At 51.0% G+C, this 17,474-nt stretch carries 20 protein-coding genes; 6 read left to right on the forward strand and 14 right to left on the reverse strand.

Features of this window, described 5'->3' with window-relative positions; all coding sequences use genetic code 11:
- Window positions 1–17 precede the first annotated feature (17 nt).
- The 10 genes from AAH187_RS12560 to ffh form a co-directional block, all read right to left on the reverse strand.
- Window positions 18–1,214 carry a peptidoglycan DD-metalloendopeptidase family protein gene (locus AAH187_RS12560; protein ID WP_342348806.1) on the reverse strand — a complete coding sequence of 399 codons (1,197 nt, stop codon included), beginning with the start codon at window positions 1,212–1,214 and terminating at the stop codon, window positions 18–20.
- Complete coding sequence (locus AAH187_RS12565) at window positions 1,211–2,110, reverse strand: permease-like cell division protein FtsX (RefSeq protein WP_342348807.1); 900 nt, start codon at window positions 2,108–2,110, stop codon at window positions 1,211–1,213. The genes AAH187_RS12560 and AAH187_RS12565 overlap by 4 nt, the downstream gene beginning before the upstream one ends.
- Window positions 2,107–2,775, reverse strand: coding sequence for a cell division ATP-binding protein FtsE (ftsE, locus tag AAH187_RS12570; RefSeq protein WP_342348808.1), 669 nt, complete (start codon window positions 2,773–2,775; stop codon window positions 2,107–2,109). Before ftsE ends, AAH187_RS12565 begins: the two co-directional genes overlap by 4 nt.
- Window positions 2,776–2,920: 145 nt before the next feature.
- On the reverse strand, window positions 2,921–3,307 hold the full coding sequence (locus tag AAH187_RS12575; RefSeq protein ID WP_342348809.1) for a YraN family protein: 387 nt from the start codon (window positions 3,305–3,307) through the stop codon (window positions 2,921–2,923).
- Window positions 3,304–3,957, reverse strand: coding sequence for a ribonuclease HII (locus AAH187_RS12580; protein ID WP_342348810.1), 654 nt, complete (start codon window positions 3,955–3,957; stop codon window positions 3,304–3,306). Before AAH187_RS12580 ends, AAH187_RS12575 begins: the two co-directional genes overlap by 4 nt.
- 25 nt (window positions 3,958–3,982) lie before the next feature.
- Window positions 3,983–4,438 carry a 50S ribosomal protein L19 gene (rplS, locus tag AAH187_RS12585; RefSeq protein ID WP_342348811.1) on the reverse strand — a complete coding sequence of 152 codons (456 nt, stop codon included), beginning with the start codon at window positions 4,436–4,438 and terminating at the stop codon, window positions 3,983–3,985.
- 15 nt (window positions 4,439–4,453) lie between these two features.
- Complete coding sequence (gene trmD, locus AAH187_RS12590) at window positions 4,454–5,218, reverse strand: tRNA (guanosine(37)-N1)-methyltransferase TrmD (RefSeq protein ID WP_342348812.1); 765 nt, start codon at window positions 5,216–5,218, stop codon at window positions 4,454–4,456.
- Window positions 5,208–5,750 (reverse strand): ribosome maturation factor RimM, encoded by a 543-nt coding sequence (gene rimM / locus AAH187_RS12595; protein WP_342348813.1) that lies wholly within the window; start codon window positions 5,748–5,750, stop codon window positions 5,208–5,210. Before rimM ends, trmD begins: the two co-directional genes overlap by 11 nt.
- 90 nt (window positions 5,751–5,840) lie before the next feature.
- Entirely contained in the window at window positions 5,841–6,119 is a 279-nt protein-coding gene (gene rpsP / locus AAH187_RS12600) for a 30S ribosomal protein S16 (RefSeq protein ID WP_342348814.1), read from the reverse strand.
- A 59-nt stretch (window positions 6,120–6,178) separates the two neighbouring features.
- On the reverse strand, window positions 6,179–7,567 hold the full coding sequence (ffh, locus tag AAH187_RS12605; RefSeq protein ID WP_342348815.1) for a signal recognition particle protein: 1,389 nt from the start codon (window positions 7,565–7,567) through the stop codon (window positions 6,179–6,181).
- 293 nt (window positions 7,568–7,860) lie between these two features.
- Here ffh and AAH187_RS12610 point away from each other — a divergent pair, with 293 nt between their 5' ends.
- On the forward strand, window positions 7,861–8,121 hold the full coding sequence (locus AAH187_RS12610; RefSeq protein WP_342348816.1) for a hypothetical protein: 261 nt from the start codon (window positions 7,861–7,863) through the stop codon (window positions 8,119–8,121).
- A 150-nt stretch (window positions 8,122–8,271) separates the two neighbouring features.
- On the opposite strand, the gene AAH187_RS12615 is transcribed toward AAH187_RS12610, so the two are convergent.
- Window positions 8,272–8,775, reverse strand: a complete 504-nt coding sequence (locus AAH187_RS12615) for a hypothetical protein (RefSeq protein WP_342348817.1) — start codon at window positions 8,773–8,775, stop codon at window positions 8,272–8,274.
- Between the two features lie 442 nt (window positions 8,776–9,217).
- Here AAH187_RS12615 and AAH187_RS12620 point away from each other — a divergent pair, with 442 nt between their 5' ends.
- From AAH187_RS12620 to AAH187_RS12635, 4 genes are read left to right on the forward strand one after another with little or no spacing between them, the layout of a single operon-like run.
- Window positions 9,218–12,160, forward strand: a complete 2,943-nt coding sequence (locus tag AAH187_RS12620; protein WP_342348818.1) for a DUF748 domain-containing protein — start codon at window positions 9,218–9,220, stop codon at window positions 12,158–12,160.
- Between the two features lie 56 nt (window positions 12,161–12,216).
- A complete protein-coding gene (locus tag AAH187_RS12625) occupies window positions 12,217–13,017 on the forward strand; it encodes a DUF1295 domain-containing protein (RefSeq protein ID WP_342348819.1) in 801 nt (266 codons plus the stop codon).
- A gap of 26 nt (window positions 13,018–13,043) precedes the next feature.
- Window positions 13,044–13,463 (forward strand): hypothetical protein, encoded by a 420-nt coding sequence (locus AAH187_RS12630; RefSeq protein WP_342348820.1) that lies wholly within the window; start codon window positions 13,044–13,046, stop codon window positions 13,461–13,463.
- 7 nt (window positions 13,464–13,470) lie between these two features.
- Entirely contained in the window at window positions 13,471–13,890 is a 420-nt protein-coding gene (locus tag AAH187_RS12635; RefSeq protein ID WP_342348821.1) for a hypothetical protein, read from the forward strand.
- Window positions 13,891–13,991: 101 nt separating this feature from the next.
- On the opposite strand, the gene AAH187_RS12640 is transcribed toward AAH187_RS12635, so the two are convergent.
- The 3 genes from AAH187_RS12640 to AAH187_RS12650 all read right to left on the reverse strand — a co-directional run bounded on the left by AAH187_RS12640 (window position 13,992) and on the right by AAH187_RS12650 (window position 16,335).
- Window positions 13,992–15,266 carry an AmpG family muropeptide MFS transporter gene (locus AAH187_RS12640; RefSeq protein ID WP_342348822.1) on the reverse strand — a complete coding sequence of 425 codons (1,275 nt, stop codon included), beginning with the start codon at window positions 15,264–15,266 and terminating at the stop codon, window positions 13,992–13,994.
- An 89-nt stretch (window positions 15,267–15,355) separates the two neighbouring features.
- On the reverse strand, window positions 15,356–15,916 hold the full coding sequence (locus AAH187_RS12645; RefSeq protein ID WP_342348823.1) for a YqgE/AlgH family protein: 561 nt from the start codon (window positions 15,914–15,916) through the stop codon (window positions 15,356–15,358).
- Window positions 15,917–16,062: 146 nt separating this feature from the next.
- On the reverse strand, window positions 16,063–16,335 hold the full coding sequence (locus AAH187_RS12650; RefSeq protein WP_342348824.1) for a Fe(2+)-trafficking protein: 273 nt from the start codon (window positions 16,333–16,335) through the stop codon (window positions 16,063–16,065).
- 243 nt (window positions 16,336–16,578) lie between these two features.
- Here AAH187_RS12650 and AAH187_RS12655 point away from each other — a divergent pair.
- Window positions 16,579–17,474 (forward strand): Ppx/GppA phosphatase family protein (locus AAH187_RS12655; protein ID WP_342348825.1); only part of this gene is annotated, 896 nt, incomplete at its 3' end.

The following is a 17,474-nucleotide window of genomic DNA, read 5'->3' on the forward strand; positions in this document are numbered from 1 at the left end:
TTCTTCCAATTGTTCAATTAAGGCTGCTTGACCAGCCATTTCAGGGGATCGATGGGGGTGGTGCCTTTACGCAATTCAAAATACAGGGTGTCTTCTTGTGTGACGCCTGTTTCGCCTGTTTCACCAATGACTTGCCCGTTTTTGACGGAGTGGCCTTCAGCCACTAAGAGCTTTGAGGCATGGGCGTAGAGAGAATAAAAGCCATTGGTATGGTCGACGATGATAACCAGACCGTATCCCTTGAGCCAGTCGGCATAGACGACGTTTCCCGATGAGACGGCGCGAATCGGACTCCCTTCCTGCGCGCTGATTTCTATGCCCTTTTTTGTCACAAAGGTATCAAACGTGGGATGTTTTTGCCGACCAAAATACGAAACCACTTTTCCTTCAACCGGCCAGAGGAGAGACCCAAGAGATGGGAGAGCTCCAGGTGGTTGGCGCATCCGGGATTGAGCCAATTGGAAGCGTTGGTCCAATTCTTTGAGAAGACTATCCACCTGTTCAGCTGATCGCTGAAGGTCTTCAACCATCCGTTCATGTGCGTCCTTTTCTTTGGAAAGACTGGCCAGGACGGAGCGTTTTTGACGTTTGAGGCCTGAAACTTTTTTGATGGTTTGTTGGGTTTCTCCCTGGAAGCGGAGGAGATCCTCGCGAGCTGCGGTCTGTTGTTCCTTGAGCTGTTGGAGATTCGAGAGGTCTTCCTGAAATTGTCGGACAAGTTGATGCTCCCGTTGGGCAACCCAGGAAAGATAATCCATCCGGTGTGAGGCTTCGGTAAAGGATTCGGCTGCGAAGAGCGTTTTTAAATATCCGGTGCGTCCCTCCACATATAATAACCGAAGTCTGGCGGAAATGGAGGATTGTCGAGTGTGAACGTCTTGCTCCCCTTCGGCAATCTTCGTACTCAGGTTCCCCAACTCCTGGTCTGTCACCTTAATCTGTTCATTGATGCGATTGCGTTCTTTCTTATGGTCGTAGAGCTGTCGATCCATTTTATCAATCGTTTTCAAGACCGACCCATGTTTTTTCTCAATCCGCTTTGTTTCTTTTTGTGTTTCGGCAATTTCCTGATTGAGCTTCTCCAACCGCAGGCGTTCCTGACTGATTTCATTTTTGATGGTTGAGGGGTCAGCGCCCCAACCAGCTTGGACCAAGAGAAGGGACAGTCCGATTGCGGGCACTCCTGTGTGGAAAATTAGTCTAACCGGTCTCATAGGCGAAATCGCAACGATCCATAGATGGTGGTCAGGGTCCCCAGGCACCCTAATAGGATGCCTCCTGCAATCAAAATGAGTGAAAGGGGAAGAGGGAAAAACTCCAATGCGGAGGAAAATCCCCCAAACACGCTCAATCCCTGGGTCTTATGCGTGAACAGTTCAAACCCGCCACGTAAGAATCCTAAGGCCATACCGGCTCCGGCAGCTCCTAAGATGGCTCCTTCGATGAGATAGGGAATACTAATAAAAAGACTCGTTGCCCCGATTAACCGCAAAATTTCAATTTCCTGCTGTCTGGTATGAAAAGCCAGTTGCACGGTAATCGCAATGATGGTGACGGACGCTAAGGCCAAAATGCTCCCAACCACTAATGCGCCGAACTCCATATAGGCGATGATGAGCGTCAGGCGCTCGATCCAATCTCGATTATACCGAACGCGATCGATATCGGGATGATGTTCGAGCCGATTGACCAGATTGGCAATCATATCTGTGGTTGGAGTCTTGGCGGCCATGGTCAAGACCAATGATGCGGGAAACGGGCTCTCGCCAAGGCCTTCCAGGAGATAGACTTCTTCGGGAAATTGTTCTTTGAATTCCGTTAACGCGTCTTGCTTTGAAATAAAGGTGAGGGAGTCCACGGTTGGATCAGTTTTGAGGCCCTGTTGTAAGTCACGAAGCTTGCCAGATTCAATGTCACTCTTGGGATAGACGATGATCTGAATAGTGTGTTGAACCTGTCCCAACAGATTATGGACGTTATGATAGAGGAGGAGAAAGATGCCAAAGCTGGTCAGCGTGAACGCCGTGGTGAGAATGCCAATCAGCGTGCTGGTCTGATGCGTGCGGAGGCTGGTATAGGCTTCACGGATAAAATACCAGAGCCGTTTCACGTATAGGCTCCTTGATCGGATACGAGATGTCCGCAATCCAGTCGGAGGATTCTGCCATTCAATTGCTCCACAACCTGTCGATTGTGCGTGGCCATCATGACGGTTGTTCCACGGGTATTAATAGCTTTAAATAATGCCGCAATTTCGGTGGTCAGTTGGGGATCTAAATTGCCTGTCGGTTCGTCTGCCAAAAGAATGATGGGACTGTTCACAATCGCGCGGGCGATACACACGCGTTGCTGCTCTCCGGCAGAGAGCACAGAGGCAATAGTGCTGAGTTTATGGTCCATGCCAACCGCACGAAGGGCTTCCAGGACCTTTCGTCGTGATTCGAAGGATGACAAGCCACGAATAATGAGTGGGAGAGCCACATTTTCGGAGACCGTCCGCTGTGGGAGCAGCTTGAAGTCCTGAAGAACATACCCCATGGTTCGTCGATGGTAGGGGATATCGGATCCTCCGAGCCTGGCAATGTTGCGATTTTGGACGAGGATTTGGCCTTCATCAGGGTGTTCTGCTCCAAAAATAAGCTTGAGTAAGGTGGATTTGCCGGCTCCGCTTGGCCCTGTGAGTAACACACATTCGCCTTTTTCGATTCGCAGGGAAATATCTGAGAGCGCAAGGCAGCCATCGTAGTATTTGGTGACGTGGAATAATTGAATCATGCTATGTCATTGCCTGGGACTACACATGGCTTATGATCTAGATCAAACCGGACCCTGGTTCTTTGGTGTAAGTAAACAACCTGAAGTAGCTGTCGACCGTTTATCTTCAGGAATTGGACCTTGTGTGGAGGCCAATCTCTTTAATTTACCATTGCCAGTCGGAGCTGGAAACCTCAAAAGCCTGTTCCAGGTGAGTTAATTTCGGAGAACCCTGGGTGGTTCCTGTAATCAGGATAACATCAAACCGGCAAACTTGGTTGCTGAGACCATGTTGAGAAAGGTAATACGACGCCAATTTAATGATTTGGCGTTTTTTGCGTGCATCAATGGCATAGGGGGCGCCCCCGAATTGATCGGTTCGTCGTCCCTTGACCTCAATAAACACGAGTGTGTCATGGTGTCGTGCAATGAGATCCAATTCTCCGCCACCTACTCGCAGATTTCGCTCAAGAATCCGGTACCCTTTTTTTCGAAGCCATTCCTCTGCTAATTCTTCCGCTGATCGCCCAAACTGCTGAGAGGGCGTCGTCATGTGAGCGAGGACACATTCAGACAGGCTTGGACAGGTCGGAAGCTTCGTCGATGTCCAGGGCAAGGGCCGTACTGATGTAATCGTCGGAGATGTTCCTGTGTGGGATACCCTTTGTGGAGGTGAAATTGATACTGAGGAAAGCGTTCGTGGTAGGTGATCATCATGCGATCTCTGGATACTTTGGCCAGGATGGATGCAGCGGCAATCGATCGGGAAAGCAGGTCGCCCTTGATGACCGGTCGTTGAGGGACAGAAACGGTAGGGAGGTGCAGGGCATCAAGGAGGAGATAATCAGGGGTAATGGCCAAGCGGGTGAGAGCCCGGCAGCAGGCCAATCGTGTGGCGCCCAGGATGTTCAGTTCGTCAATCTCCTGCTCTGATGCCAGTCCAATGGCCCAAGCGATGGCCCTGGTGGTAATGGCCTCATATAAGACCTCGCGTTGTTGTTCAGCCAGCAGCTTGGAGTCGTCGAGAAGGACCGGTGCCCAACGACGGGGAAGGATCACTATTGCGGCGACCACCGGCCCGGCCAAAGGACCGCGGCCAGCCTCATCCAGCCCTGCAATACGCCGATATCCACGAGCTCTGGCCGCTTGTTCAAAAAAGTCTGTCGGACCCGCACCCGTCAATGAGGGAGAGTCGGTTGGCAATGAAAGGTGAGCCCTTTCTCCTGCGTTATTCCGCTACTTCCGTGGGTTTCGATTCACCGGACTCAGGGACCTCCACTGCCGCAGCATTTTTCACGGTTTTGGGTGAACGCGAAAACTCCCGTTCTGAAATTTTAGCGGCTTTACCTTTTTTGTCTCGAAGGTAATAGAGCTTTGCCCGCCGGACTTGACCTTTTCTGATCACTTCGATGCCAGCCAGATTAGGAGAGTGAAGGGGAAAAATTCGCTCAACTCCGACGCCAAATGAAATCTTTCGAACGGTAAAATTCTCACACACTTTACGGCCTTTGCGGGCGATCACGAGTCCTTCAAACACCTGAATGCGTTCTTTGGCCTCTTCCTTCTTTTTTCCGTATTGCCGTTCTTCGACGACGCGCACTTTGACTCTGACCGTGTCACCTATTTCAAAAAACGGCACAGTTCCCTGTGCTAACGATTGCTCTAAACGCTCCAACAGATTCATGAGAGTCTCCCTCCTTCAAGGTCTCGTCGTACGACCGGACGTCGAGGTATAGTTGTGTTCAATCTCTTCCAATAACTGACGATCTTCACTGCTCCAAGTATGATGGTCTAATAAGTCTGGCCGTTTCAGCAGCGTCTGACGTAACGATTCCTTCCGGCGCCAGCGGCGAACCGCTTCATGGTTGCCGGACAGTAAAATGTCGGGAACCGACATCCCTCGAATTTCAACAGGTTTGGTGAAATGAGGAAAATCTAATAGGGATTCCACAAAAGACTCTCGTTGAGCCGAATGTGGATCACCAAGTACTCCAGGTATGAGACGCATGGCCGCATCAATCATCACGAGTGCAGCCAATTCACCACCTGTCAGCACATAATCCCCAAGGGAGATTTCTTCAACCCGTAAATGTGTCCGCACCCGTTCGTCAATTCCCTCATAGTGCCCACAAATAAATAGCAACGGGCGAGTATCCTGGCTGAAATCGTGCGCGAGGCCATGAGAAAACCGGATGCCCTGTGGCGAAGGGATAATGATGCGTATGTCATCCAGGTCCTCTGTTATCCGGTCAATGGCTTGAAAAATCGGTTCGGCCTTCATGACCATCCCGCCGCCGCCGCCATAGGGCGTATCATCGGCGGTCCGATGCGGATTATCGGTATAGTCTCGAAGGTTGTGAACGTTGAGCGTGAGCAACCCCTTATCCCGGGCGCGTTTCATGATGCTCTGTGAACTCACAGAGTGAATCAACTCAGGAAACAATGTCAAAACATCACAACGCATACGTGGCATCCCACCATTCACGTGAGGTTAACCGTAAAACCTTACCGGGGATATCTACCATGGCAATGGTTCGCCGACTGGCAGGGACCAGAATTTCACGATCCTCATTTCGAATCACAAACACATGATGTTGGGGATATTCCAACACTTCTTCTAATGTTCCTAAGGATTGTCCCTCTGCATCCTCAACCCTGAGACCGATTAATTCAAACTGATAAAACGTATCCGTGTCCCTGGGAAGGTTATGGTTTTCTGGAATCTTAATCCAGGCCCCTCGGTACAGGGCAGCGGTTTCCGGTGTCGAAAACGCTGAAAGTCCTAAAATCACCCCCTGGTTGATTTGCCGAACCGAGGTGACCAGGGTTTCCAGTGACCTCCCATCTGGAAGGGCCAGTGTCACCGTCTCTAATCCTTCAAACCGCCCAGGAACGTCCGACAGCGATTCAATACGGACTTCCCCACGGACGCCGAACGGTTTGAGAATTCGGCCAATGGTCACCATGGAAGACTGTGATGGCTCAGGAACATCCATAATTTAGCCAAAAGTCCTGTCGCATCCCCAAAAGACTCTTTGCTGGATGCCACAGGGCAACATCTCTCCCATTACCCTGATATGCCGAGACTATTTTGCTGGGACTTGCTTGGATTCCCGAAAGGCCTTCAAGATACCGGTTTGTCGTAATAATCCCCTGACGGAATCAGTGGGTTGAGCCCCATTTTGAAGCCAATTTAACACCCGATCTTCTTTAAATGACGCCTTATCGCTTTCCTTGAGGGGGTCATAGGTCCCAATGACCTCAAGGAACCGACCGTCTCGCGGCATGCGGGCATCGGCTGCCACTACTCGATAAAATGGCCGTTTATGCCGGCCCACGCGTGTAAGTCGCAAATGTACTGCCACTGGCAATCTCCTCTATCGTGAATATGAATGAATGAAAAAACTCAGGAGACTTTAAATTCTTACCGGGCATGGATAGCCCGGCGGATCAGCTTCCCGCGCTTTTTTCCTTTTCCCATCCCCATTTGCCCTCCGACCAGGGACTTCATCATGCGTCGGGCATCCAAAAATTGCTTAATGAGCCGATTGACCTCTGGAACGGATGTTCCGCTGCCTTTGGCCACACGCTTCTTGCGATTCCCATTTAAAATCGTATGATCCCGTCTTTCCCGCGGGGTCATCGAATCGATAATGGCCACAACCCGTTTCATTTCTTTTTCGGGCACTTGAGCATTCCCGGCAGCGCCGGAACCCATCATCGTTTTAATTTTTTGCCCGCCTGGGAGCATGTCTAGAATTTGATCGAATGACCCTAATTTATTCACCTGTTTGATCTGATCACGAAAATCTTCCAACGTGAGAGTATTACTCGACACCTTTTTTTGCAATGCGACCGCTTGTTCTTGCGAAAAGCTCTCCTGGGCTTTCTCAATCAAGGTCAGCACATCACCCATGCCGAGAATACGGGAGGCCATCCGGTCGGGATAAAAGGGCTCTAATGCATCAAGCTTTTCCCCGATACCGAGGAATTTAATAGGTTTGCCTGTCGCCGCGCGGATCGAGAGCACTGCTCCGCCGCGGGCATCGCCCTCGACTTTCGTTAAAATGACGCCAGTGAGACCGAGGGTCTGGTTAAAGCGTTCGGCGACAGAAACCGCTTCCTGGCCGGTCATGGAGTCGGCGATTAACAAAACTTCCTGTGGTTGAACCCCTGTCTGGATATCAACCAATTCCTGCATCAATTCTTCATCGATCTGCAATCGACCGCCGGTATCCAAGAGCACCACATCATATCCGTGTTCCCGTCCACGGGCGACTCCATCCAGACAGGTTTGTAGGGCCTGGGCGCCAGGTTGACCTTCGTTTGTCCCACGATGGACTGGAATATCCAGGTCAGTTCCCAGCGAGGCCAGCTGATCTCCTGCGGCAGGGCGACGGGGATCGGCTGCGACCAACAAGACCCGCTTGCCTTCAGTTTTAAAATAATTGGCGAGTTTCCCGGTAGTGGTGGTCTTTCCTGAGCCTTGCAATCCGACCATCATGATGACGGTAGGGGGTTGTGACGAGAGATGAAGGGCGCTTTGTTCATGTCCGAGAAGGTCCCGCATCTCCTCCCAGACCACTTTCACGACTTGATGGGCGGGTGTGAGACTTTTCAGGATTTCCTGACCAACGGCCTTTATCCGAACGTTCTCAATGAAATCCTTTACGATCTTGAAATTGACGTCGGCTTCCAGCAGGGCCAGGCGCACCTCTTTCAAGGCATCGTTAATGTTCTCTTCAGTTAGAACGGCCTGGCCGCGTAACTGCTTGAAAACTTTTTCGATTTTCTCTGTCAGCGTTGTAAACATGAAAAGGGATCCAATGGAAAATACACCATTTTAAGCAAACCCAAGACAATAGGGAAGAAACCCATCATCTGTCAAGAAAAATGACGTTCGAGAGATGGCATGATAGGCGGGCAATGCAACCCAAAGAAAGAATTTATAGCGTTTTTACTTTCAATGAAGACGTTTCAGAAATCCCTCGCCCTTACAAGGCTTGGTCCGAGGAGGAGCAAACGGACGGACGGGGTGAGGGTGAATGGTACATTTTGATGTTTATAGTCATTCCAAAAAACTTCCGGTGTGTTCGGAGCAAAGCCATGCCTGCTTCCACCCACACCTTACTTACTGGGAATGATGTGAATATACGAAAGATGCCGGGTTTCGGCCCGGCAGCCGAGGCCCTTTTGTTTCGGCAAAAGGCCCCAAAACCATTGACGCCCCGTCCGGCCGCATCGGATGAGACGAACGCAGGTCTCGGGAGGGCGGGCCAACTCGCTGTGCTCAAACAGGGCCCGCCTGTTGATGGGAGCGTTCGCCTCTGGGACCGGACGGCAGGAGTCGGAGAATGGAAGAAATAGAGACGACAGGGAATTCCATATTACAAGGTAATCTATACTGGCTCACCTCAAAGACAGGAATGCTTGGGAAATTATTTGGAATCACAATCTATAAGGAGGGAAATCTATCACGATATAGAACTCATTGGGAGGCGATACCATCCCTACGATTTAAAAATCAGGAGGAAGCCCGGATTGCAGTCTCACCGGGGCAAAGCCTTCGGTCAGGGGAGTGGCGTATTGGTCGTCGGTGCCGGCGGATTTAATGCCCCATTCTTTGGGTTTCACGAATTGCGTGCGGTCCACCACCACCGCATCGTCGGTTGTGCCAGGCATCAGTCGAGCGGTTTTGACCGCAAAGGCCACATAGCGGTCGCCAGACACCGTCAATTCTTTGCCCGTGATCTTTTTATAAACCACGCTCCCCTCAACTTCCACGGGCAGGTTCGCGGCAGCCCCCACCTTAAGAGAAGGAGCCACCTCTTTCCCCTCTTCTGCCACCACGTTTAGAGACTTGGCTCGAAATACTTCGTAGGCCACATAAGGAGTCAGACCACGCTTGTCCCATTCCCGCATTTTGGCCCGGAAAAACTGTGAATCCTTCCGGATCAAAAACTTTTCCAGACTCGCCACCTTGGGTGAAGGGTAAGCCCGTGTTCGGAAGGCCGATTTCATTGACGGCAAGCACGAGGAAGTCTTTGTGCCGGTCCTTCGAGATTGAAACGGTCTTATCAGCCTCTTCGGGCGGTGGCGAGCCTTGTCTGAATAGCGGCTTGGGAAAAATTTTGTCAAAAAATGTCTGAACGCATCCGGTCCGAACTCCCAGGCAGTTCAAGGCGATAGTCCCTACAAAGATCCGTTGATTGGACCACTGTGAAACTGCTTGTGTCTTTTGAGTATGAACTCTAGGCTGAAGTCGAGTCATCGGTTGGTTGGGATGCTTGATGGGTAATGGAACCGGCCCATTTAAAAGACATGTCCATATCATAAATTGATGGCAAGCTTTTTTAGAGGTGTGTTTGGGGTCCCTAGATGATGAACTGATATGATACAGTGGAGATGCTTTTTGTTTTTCTTGCAAGATGTCCTTTTTTTACTTCAAACCTTATAAAGTTCTATGCCTAAAGCTTTGAAAATTTCCTTGTTCGTGTTGTTCGGCCTGATGGTGTTCTATTCTCTGGTGGGTTTTCTGGTGGTTCCCTGGGCGATTACCACGAAGGTCCCTCCCAGACTATCGGAGCAACTTGGCCGGCCGGTGACGATCCAGGAAGCCCGGTTCAATCCATTTTTGTTTAAGCTGCAGATAAACGGGTTTGATATTCAGGAGCAGGATGGCTCACCTATGGTGGGGTTTGAGGAATTGTTTGTTAATTTTGATCCTGGTGTTTCCCTGGTGAACCGGGCTTATACCTTTGCGGAAATTCGGCTGGGGCTGCCGTATGGGTTGGCAATGGTTGGCCCGGACGGGTCCTTGAATCTGGCGGGCTTAGGCTCCTCCTCCGAGGTTCAGCCTGAAGAAAACCCCTCACAAGAATCCGAATCCTTGCCATCGGTCCGGATTGAACATTTCTCAATACAACAGGGTATGGTGGAATTTCGGGATCATTCGCGTCCGACCCCATTTGTGGCGCATCTTGTGCCAATCAATCTCACGCTGGATGACTTTAGTACGCAACAAGGTCAGGCTAATTCCTATACGCTGACGGCTGAACGTAGCGCAGGTGAGAAAATTACCTGGGAAGGGACGTTAGCTCTGGAACCATTTCAGTCCGAAGGCCGCCTGGTTTTTGAAGATTACCAATTGCCCAGACTGTGGACCTATGTACAGGATCAGGTTCGATTTCAGATTCCCCAAGGACAGGTGACCCTGAAAGGGCATTATCAAATGTCCACGACAAACCAGGGGGTCAATGTGCTGGTCGATGGAGCTAGTCTGACGATTCAGGATTTGCAAGTGCAGGAGAAAGGGACCATCACCCCCGTGATCACGATTCCCTTCTTTGAAGTCAACGGGGTCTCAGTCGATGTGGCCAGGCAGGACGTTCGGATTCCTTCCATAAGTTCTCGCGATGCTCTTTTTACCGGATGGGTCGGGAACGATGGCGTGGTTAATTATCAGGCGCTGTTTTCGCCTGTGGAATCAACAAGTCAGTCGGCCCCTGAACCGGAGCCTTCCCCAGCCAATCCGTGGAAAATGGTCATTGAAGATCTTGCCTTGGATAACTTCACGATTGATTTCGAGGATCGCCAGCCCGAGGAACCTGTCAAATTGCTAGTGGACACGCTTCATTTTCACACTTCGGACGTGTCCTTGGGTTTGGATCGTCCGCTTCCTGTCGATCTCTCCTTTCAGTTCAATGAAACCGGAAAGGCCAACTTGCAAGGGACGCTGGAGATAAATCCTTTGACGATCGACCTGGACGTATCCTTGACGGATATCGCTGTTCGGCCGTTTCAACCCTACATGGCTCCCTTTGTTCAATTCGATGTCGGGGATGGCGCGCTCACGTTGCGAGGAAAGACGCACTATCAGACGGGGACCAAGACTCAACCGATGGTGACTTTCCAGGGGGAAATGGGAGTGTCCCATTTTGCTCTTGACGATCCCATGCAGGCCACACCGTTCCTCACGTGGGATGCGTTTGTGCTGAAGGAGTTGAATCTTCAAGTTGAACCGACGTCCGTGAATCTTCTGGAAATCGGACTGACAAACCCGATGCTCGCATTGTTGATTGATGCGGAGGGAGGGATGAACCTCAAGCGGTTATTTTCACCACCAGGATCCGAATCTCAACAAGAGACGGTATCAGATGAAAATCCACCAGAACCGGAAACTTCCGGAGAGCCACCGACTCCGGTCAAAATTGGGTCCGTCACGCTCACCAATCTCCTGGCTCGCTTTACGGATCAATCAATTTCCCCCCATGTCGTCACGAAAATTGAGGGGCTGAGTGGAACCATTAAAGGGCTTTCTTCGGAGCAAGTAGCCAAAGCTGATGTCGACTTACAAGGGACGGTCGATAAATACGCCCCATTTAAGATTGCAGGGCAAATTAATCCCTTGAGTGAAGATGCCTATACGGATCTGACTGTCACGTTCAAAAATCTTGATCTCCCCACTGTCTCTCCCTATTCGGCCCATTATGTCGGGTATCCCATCACGAAGGGGAAGCTGTCGTTTGATCTCGGGTATACAGTTTCTGAAAAGACTCTGGTTGGTGCAAATAAAGTGTTAATTGACCAACTGACTATGGGTGAAAAGGTCGAGAGTCCTGATGCCATGTCGTTGCCGATTCCACTTGCCTTGGCCTTGCTCAAAGACCGTAAAGGACAGATCGATATTGATTTGCCGGTTCGGGGGAATTTGGACGATCCGGATTTTAGTTACGGAGGAGTGATCTGGAATGCCTTGGGGAATCTCCTGACGAAAGTTGCGACCTCTCCGTTTGCGATGGTCGGAGGATTGGTGGGTGGCAGCGGTGACGATCTTCAATATGTCGCCTTCCCAGCGGGGATTGCCCAGTTGTCTCCTTCTGAGCAGGAAAAGTTGAATTCGCTTGGGCAAGCGTTAGGTGATCGTCCTGCCTTGCGACTGGACATTGCCGGGGCCGCCGACCCTCAGGTCGATCGTCAGGGTTTGGCTTCAGCGCAATTGTGGAAACAACTGCAAAAGCGAAAATTTGTCCAGGGCTCCTCTTCTGCGACGAAGGGGGTGTCTCTCGAACAGATTGAACTGAGTTCTGAGGAGGAAGAACGCTTGCTTCAAGAGTTATATGTCGAACAGTTCGGTTCTCTATCGAACCCGACTTCTTCTTCTCCAGAAGGAAAGGCTCCGGACATTCCTTCACCGGAGCAGATGAAGTCCAAATTGCTTGAATCGATCAAGGTGGAAGACGAGCAGCTTCGCCTCCTGGCTCAGCAACGGGCTCAAGGCATTCGGGAGTTTCTCCTCCAGGAAGGGAAGGTGTCCGGTGATCGAGTGTTCTTACTCGAACCAAACTTAAGTCCTGTTACGGAAGAGCAAACAGTTCGGAGTCCTTTGGCCTTAGCCGCGAATTGAGTAACTTTCCAAGGATCTGCATTGTCAAAGTGTTAGCCGCGTTTTTTTGACCTAAGGTGAATCCGCTTCCCTGGCATATTCTCACTCTTCCTCATTTATATTCGATTGTGGGTATCCTCCTGGGGGTCTTCGTTGCCTTGTGGCTTGTGCATTCGCAAATGGGCAATGCCTCTTTAGCCGATGTGGGATTTTGCTTGGGATTTGGCCTTGTCGTTGTTTTTTGTGGAATAGAAGGGGAAGGTAGTCCTTGGCGCCGGATTCTGGTGGTAGGTATGGGAAGTGCCTATGCCTTCAGGCTGGGCTGGCACCTGTGGAAGAATCGAATTTGGGGAAAGACGGAAGATCCCCGGTATAAAACCCTTCGGGCGGTGCTAGGCAAATGGGAATCGGTCGGAATCCTTGGGTACTTCATTCTGCAAGTTCCTGCTTGTCTGTTCTTTGGGGGTCTCCTGTGCTGGATTATGGTTCATCCTGACCCGGCGGTAAGAGGATGGGACTTACTGGGCCTCGGGATTTTTTTTCTGGCCTTCTTCGGAGAGGCTCTCGCGGATATTCAACTTGAACGGTTCCGATCAGATCCGACGAATCAGGGCAAGGTCTTGCAGACCGGGTTGTGGCGGTATTCCCGTCATCCGAATTATTTTTTTGAAATTGTACAGTGGTGTGCCTATGTTCCGTTGGCAGTTGGATTGCCAGGGGCATGGATAGCTATTGTGTGGCCTTTGGTCATGTTGTCGGCGCTCTTATGGGTGACAGGAGTGCCTTTGGCCGAGGCTCAGGCTATGAACAGCCGGGGGGAAGGGTATCGTCTCTATCAACGAACCACGAACACATTGTTCCCCTGGCTGCCAAGATGAAACAGATCATAAAGAGGAGGGGATGTATGTTGCGAGAATCTCGAGCGGGCTTCAGCCACTGTTGGAGAAATTCAAGAGGACTTCTGCTTTTGGCCGGCCTTCTGGTTTTGATGACCTTGGCGAATGGTTGTGCATTTGTCCGGGGAGAAGTGGGTGAGCCGTTTCCCGAGGATCGGCTTCAGACGATTGAGAAAGGCATCACGAATCGCCAGGACGTGGCCCAACAGTTCGGTGCTCCTGATGACATTGTCCAGGCAAACGGTCATGAGATCTTTCACTACCGCCGTTTTGACAGCAAGTTGGGATGGTTGCTGTTTTTTTCCCGCCTCAATATTGGCAGTGATCATCTCTGGGTCTTTTTTAATCCCCAAGGAATAGTGGATGACGTGGTGTTTGGCAATCGGACCAAGAATGTGGAATTTCAAATCTGGCCGTTTGGGGAGTAGATTCGTGATGGTCGGGGTCGTTGGAAAAGTCGGAATACTTGGCCTCCTGGTGCTTCTTTCTCTGGCCGGCTGTGACTTTCGTCGTGTGGTGGTGAATGATCCATTGGTGGCCGACTCTCTCGAAGGGTTGGTGCCAGGGAAAAGTACGATTCAGGATGTGGCCAAGAAGTTAGGCGCCCCTGATGAAATTGAAGAAGGGGCAAGCGGGATGGTCTTTCGCTATCGATTTGGAGATAGCAAGACGATGCGGGTGAATTTCGGATGGATACTTCGTGTATTTTTGCCCGTCGCGCCATCCATGAATCTGGGAAGAGGGGAAGGAGTCACCTATATTTTACATGTGGCGTTGCGACCGGATCTGACCTTTGATCATTCAGTCATTCAGCCACCACCCGATACTCCCCAGTTCTGGTTTTGGCCGTTTTAACTGGCTTAGCGTGGATTTGGTCTTATGAGGAGAATTTCCAGACTTCTGCAGATCTCAGAGCCTTGCTTATCTGAACTCCATCTTGGCGAGCTCAAAAATGCCTATTGCCTATTAAGGGACTGGTGGTTTTCTTCCAAGCGGCGGAGATAGGGAATGAGGAATAACCCGGGCAGGGCAATTAAGGTACAGAGAAGAAAAAACCCTTCCCATCCCAACCAGGTGGCCAGGAATCCGGTGGTGGATCCGGCAAAGACGCGTGGAATCCCCATGAAACTGGTCAACAGGGCATATTGTGTGGCGGTAAAACGCTTATTGGTGAGGCTGGCCATAAAGGCCACGAAAGCGGTTTGTCCCAGTCCACTGGAAATGGTTTCAATGGCAATGACGGCAGTAAGAGTCGGGAGGTGATTGCCGGTATAGGCGAGAATGACAAACCCCGCTGTTGAAATCATTTGGAGGAAACCCAAAATAAACAGAGAAGGCACAATCCCCATGCGATAGACCACGAGACCCCCGATCAATCCTCCCGCCATCAACGCAATCATGCCAAAGACTTTGACGATCATCGCATAGTCTGTTTTCGAGACGCCGAGATCCACCATAAATGGAGAGAGCATTTCTGATGCCATACTATCGCCGACTTTATACAGCAGGATAAACAACAGCATCATGAGAGCGCCCGGACGGGAAAAAAATTCCAGAAACGGACCCGTGATGGCTTCCTGCCATGACGCTGGTGGGGGTGCGGGAATGGTGGGTTCCGGTGCAAACCATGTCGTGAGAATGCCAATACTCATCATGGCGCCCATGATGAAATAGACCGCATTCCAGGAAAGGCTTTCCTGATCTGCCAGGAATAAGGCCAACGCGCCAGCGGCCAACATCCCCAGGCGATAGCCATAAATAAACATTGAGGAGCCAATACCGAGTTCATCGTCAGAGAGGGATTCGCGGCGATAGGCATCCAGAACGATGTCCTGGCTGGCACTAAAAAACGCCACGAGGAGACACAGGACCGCGAGGGTTGGTAAATGCATTGCCGGTTGAGTCAACGCGAGGGAGGCAATGGTGATCATTAAAGCCACCTGAGTGCCCAGCATCCACCCTCGCCGTCTTCCCAGAGCAGAAGGCACGAGACGGTCCATAACCGGAGCCCAGAGAAATTTGAGCGTGTAGGGAAGGCCGACTAATCCGAAGAACCCGATGGTCGTTAAATCGAGCCCCTCTTCCCGCATCCAAAATTTGAGGGTAGAGCCAATGAGCAGGAGGGGAAGACCGGAAGAAAAGCCGGTCAAGAGCATGACCAGCATTTTGGGACTGACAAGAAGAAGACAGAAATGTTTGAGCCAATGACCTGGCTCGGTCTGCGTGGTCATACACCAGACCTTATCAAAGAAATGGGCTTAGGTCTTGTGAAGGCTGGAAGTGTGCGAGGAATGGGGATGCGGTCGTGCCAAGGATTCGATTAGTTTAAATTTGGATCAACCGGCATATGCGCATACATCGTATATTCATCTCCGAAGGATCGTAGGACCTCGCCCCATAAATCCTGTGAATCCTCATCAAAGACGAGGTGGGGTCTGGCAGGCATCGTGAGCCAGGAGCCACTTTCCATTTCTGACTCCAACTGCCCTGGTCCCCAGCCCGAATAGCCCATATACGCCCGAAAAGATTCGTGCTCACCGGGAACTTCAAGAATGCGCTCAAGCGTTTCCATATTCCCGCCGAGATACACGCCGTCAAGCACCGCATGGGTATCTTCAATTTCTTCATTCAGGCGGTACAACACGAGCAAACTGTTTTTTTGAACAGGTCCTCCGGCATACACGCGATGTTCCTGGCCTTCGAGCACTGGAACCTGTGGCAGGACCTCGGCAATATTCATCTCCGTCGGACGATTGACGACAACCCCCAGGGCGCCATCGGGTCCATGCTCACAAAGCAGCACAACGGTCTGGCGGAAATTGGGATCACGCAATGCTGGAGTGGCGATGAGGAAAACCCCTTTGCCTAACGGTGTGTCCATAGTCTAATCCTAACGTGCCATTCCTGATGCATCAAGGGGAGGACTTTAATGAACCGGTCCGGCCCCTCCACAAGTTTGGAGTAGCGTTGCCTGCGAACGTGGAATCAATGTCAACCTTCCCGAGAAGAGTAAAAAATCTCAGTGGATTAATGGCGGTAATCTTTAAATTCTTCTGTTGCATCATCCAGCTTCAAAAAGGTCCGCATCTGTTTCTTTAGCGTTTCCCGGGCATTTTCATCCCCTAAATTCAACTGATACTCATTGATCACCATGGTCTTTGTCCCACCCGGGCCAGCCCATTCATTCCAGCAGGTTTGACAGACTTTCTGCTTGACCTCTGCTTCCAGCTTCCCCATAAAGAGATTGTCCGTGATCGGGTCCGCGTCTTTATCGCATTTTCGGCAATGAATTTGCGCCATCTTTTCTCCTTTTGTAAGTGACAGGCTGAAAGTTTATCAGTATGGATATGCAAAACAATCAGGAATCCTAACACAGAAATCTTGGGTGGGAAAAGAAGTCCGAAAGGATTTCAATGCCCTGGTTTTTAATGTGCATTTCAGGTATGGATGTGGACCTCACATTTCAGTCTCCTTCAAGTCAGGAGGAGAAATAACCGGATGGGGAATTTGTGAGGCCTATGTCAAGATCGGAGAAGAGACAACATGTTACTCGCAGGAATTGATATTGGCACATTAACCTGCCGCTTGTTGGTGGCAGAAGTGAATCCACCAGGGGAGTTGACGATTGTTGATGGGGATCGGCGGATCCTACGGCTTGGGGAAGGGGTGGACCAACACAAACGTCTATCACAAGCCGCGATGGATCGCGTGGTGTCCACCCTCAAGGACTGGAAAGAAATGACCACGAAGTATCCGCTCAAGGGAGTCGTCGTCGTGGCGACCAGCGCAGTGCGGGAATCAGAGAATCGACAGGACTTTCTCGCCCGCGTCACTCAAGAAACCGGGTGGGAAGTGGAGATCTTAACGGGAGACGAGGAAGCCCGGCGAACCTTGTTGGGTATTCGTTTCGGCCTGCCTCCCGCCATTTCTAATTTTTGGGGATTGGATATTGGCGGTGGCAGTACCGAATGTATCCTGGCTCAAAACGGAAAGGCTCCCGCCGTCATTTCATTGGATCTGGGAGTGGTGCGCTTATTGGAAAGGGTGTTTCACCTGGATCCCCCCACGGACCAGGAGATTCACCAGGCTGAAGCCTATATTGATCAGGAATTGGCCAAGGTCTCTCAAGCCTTCGGGTCTATTGCAGGCATCCCGCTGGTCGGGACTGCCGGATCTGTCACCACACTCGCCGCTTTGGCTCAAGGACTTTCTCGATATGAGTCGGCGCGCGTCCACAATTATGAGTTAACATTATCGACCATCAAAGGGTTGGAGCAGGATCTCCTCACCAAAACCGGTCCGCAGCGCTTGGCCATGCCAGGCCTTGAACCCGGGCGGGAATATGTCATCGTGGCAGGCACAATGATTCTACGAAGAATCATGGAGACCTTCGGCTTTGACACGTGTCTGGTCAGCGACTTTGGTCTCCGCGAAGGGAT

Origin of the sequence: uncultured Nitrospira sp., from assembly GCA_902500695.1 — a bacterium.
GTDB lineage: Bacteria > Nitrospirota > Nitrospiria > Nitrospirales > UBA8639 > Nitrospira_E.

What these genes read in the sequence shown, in the direction of transcription:
- AAH187_RS12560 (WP_342348806.1), bottom strand. Translation starts at nt 1,214, where the DNA reads ATGAGACCGGTTAGACTAATTTTCCACACAGGAGTGCCCGCAATCGGA.
- ftsE (WP_342348808.1), bottom strand. Translation starts at nt 2,775, where the DNA reads ATGATTCAATTATTCCACGTCACCAAATACTACGATGGCTGCCTTGCG.
- AAH187_RS12575 (WP_342348809.1), bottom strand. Translation starts at nt 3,307, where the DNA reads ATGACGACGCCCTCTCAGCAGTTTGGGCGATCAGCGGAAGAATTAGCA.
- rplS (WP_342348811.1), bottom strand. Translation starts at nt 4,438, where the DNA reads ATGAATCTGTTGGAGCGTTTAGAGCAATCGTTAGCACAGGGAACTGTG.
- trmD (WP_342348812.1), bottom strand. Translation starts at nt 5,218, where the DNA reads ATGCGTTGTGATGTTTTGACATTGTTTCCTGAGTTGATTCACTCTGTG.
- rimM (WP_342348813.1), bottom strand. Translation starts at nt 5,750, where the DNA reads ATGGATGTTCCTGAGCCATCACAGTCTTCCATGGTGACCATTGGCCGA.
- ffh (WP_342348815.1), bottom strand. Translation starts at nt 7,567, where the DNA reads ATGTTTACAACGCTGACAGAGAAAATCGAAAAAGTTTTCAAGCAGTTA.
- AAH187_RS12610 (WP_342348816.1), top strand. Translation starts at nt 7,861, where the DNA reads ATGCCTGCTTCCACCCACACCTTACTTACTGGGAATGATGTGAATATA.
- AAH187_RS12615 (WP_342348817.1), bottom strand. Translation starts at nt 8,775, where the DNA reads ATGAAATCGGCCTTCCGAACACGGGCTTACCCTTCACCCAAGGTGGCG.
- AAH187_RS12620 (WP_342348818.1), top strand. Translation starts at nt 9,218, where the DNA reads ATGCCTAAAGCTTTGAAAATTTCCTTGTTCGTGTTGTTCGGCCTGATG.
- AAH187_RS12630 (WP_342348820.1), top strand. Translation starts at nt 13,044, where the DNA reads ATGTTGCGAGAATCTCGAGCGGGCTTCAGCCACTGTTGGAGAAATTCA.
- AAH187_RS12635 (WP_342348821.1), top strand. Translation starts at nt 13,471, where the DNA reads ATGGTCGGGGTCGTTGGAAAAGTCGGAATACTTGGCCTCCTGGTGCTT.
- AAH187_RS12640 (WP_342348822.1), bottom strand. Translation starts at nt 15,266, where the DNA reads ATGACCACGCAGACCGAGCCAGGTCATTGGCTCAAACATTTCTGTCTT.
- AAH187_RS12645 (WP_342348823.1), bottom strand. Translation starts at nt 15,916, where the DNA reads ATGGACACACCGTTAGGCAAAGGGGTTTTCCTCATCGCCACTCCAGCA.
- AAH187_RS12650 (WP_342348824.1), bottom strand. Translation starts at nt 16,335, where the DNA reads ATGGCGCAAATTCATTGCCGAAAATGCGATAAAGACGCGGACCCGATC.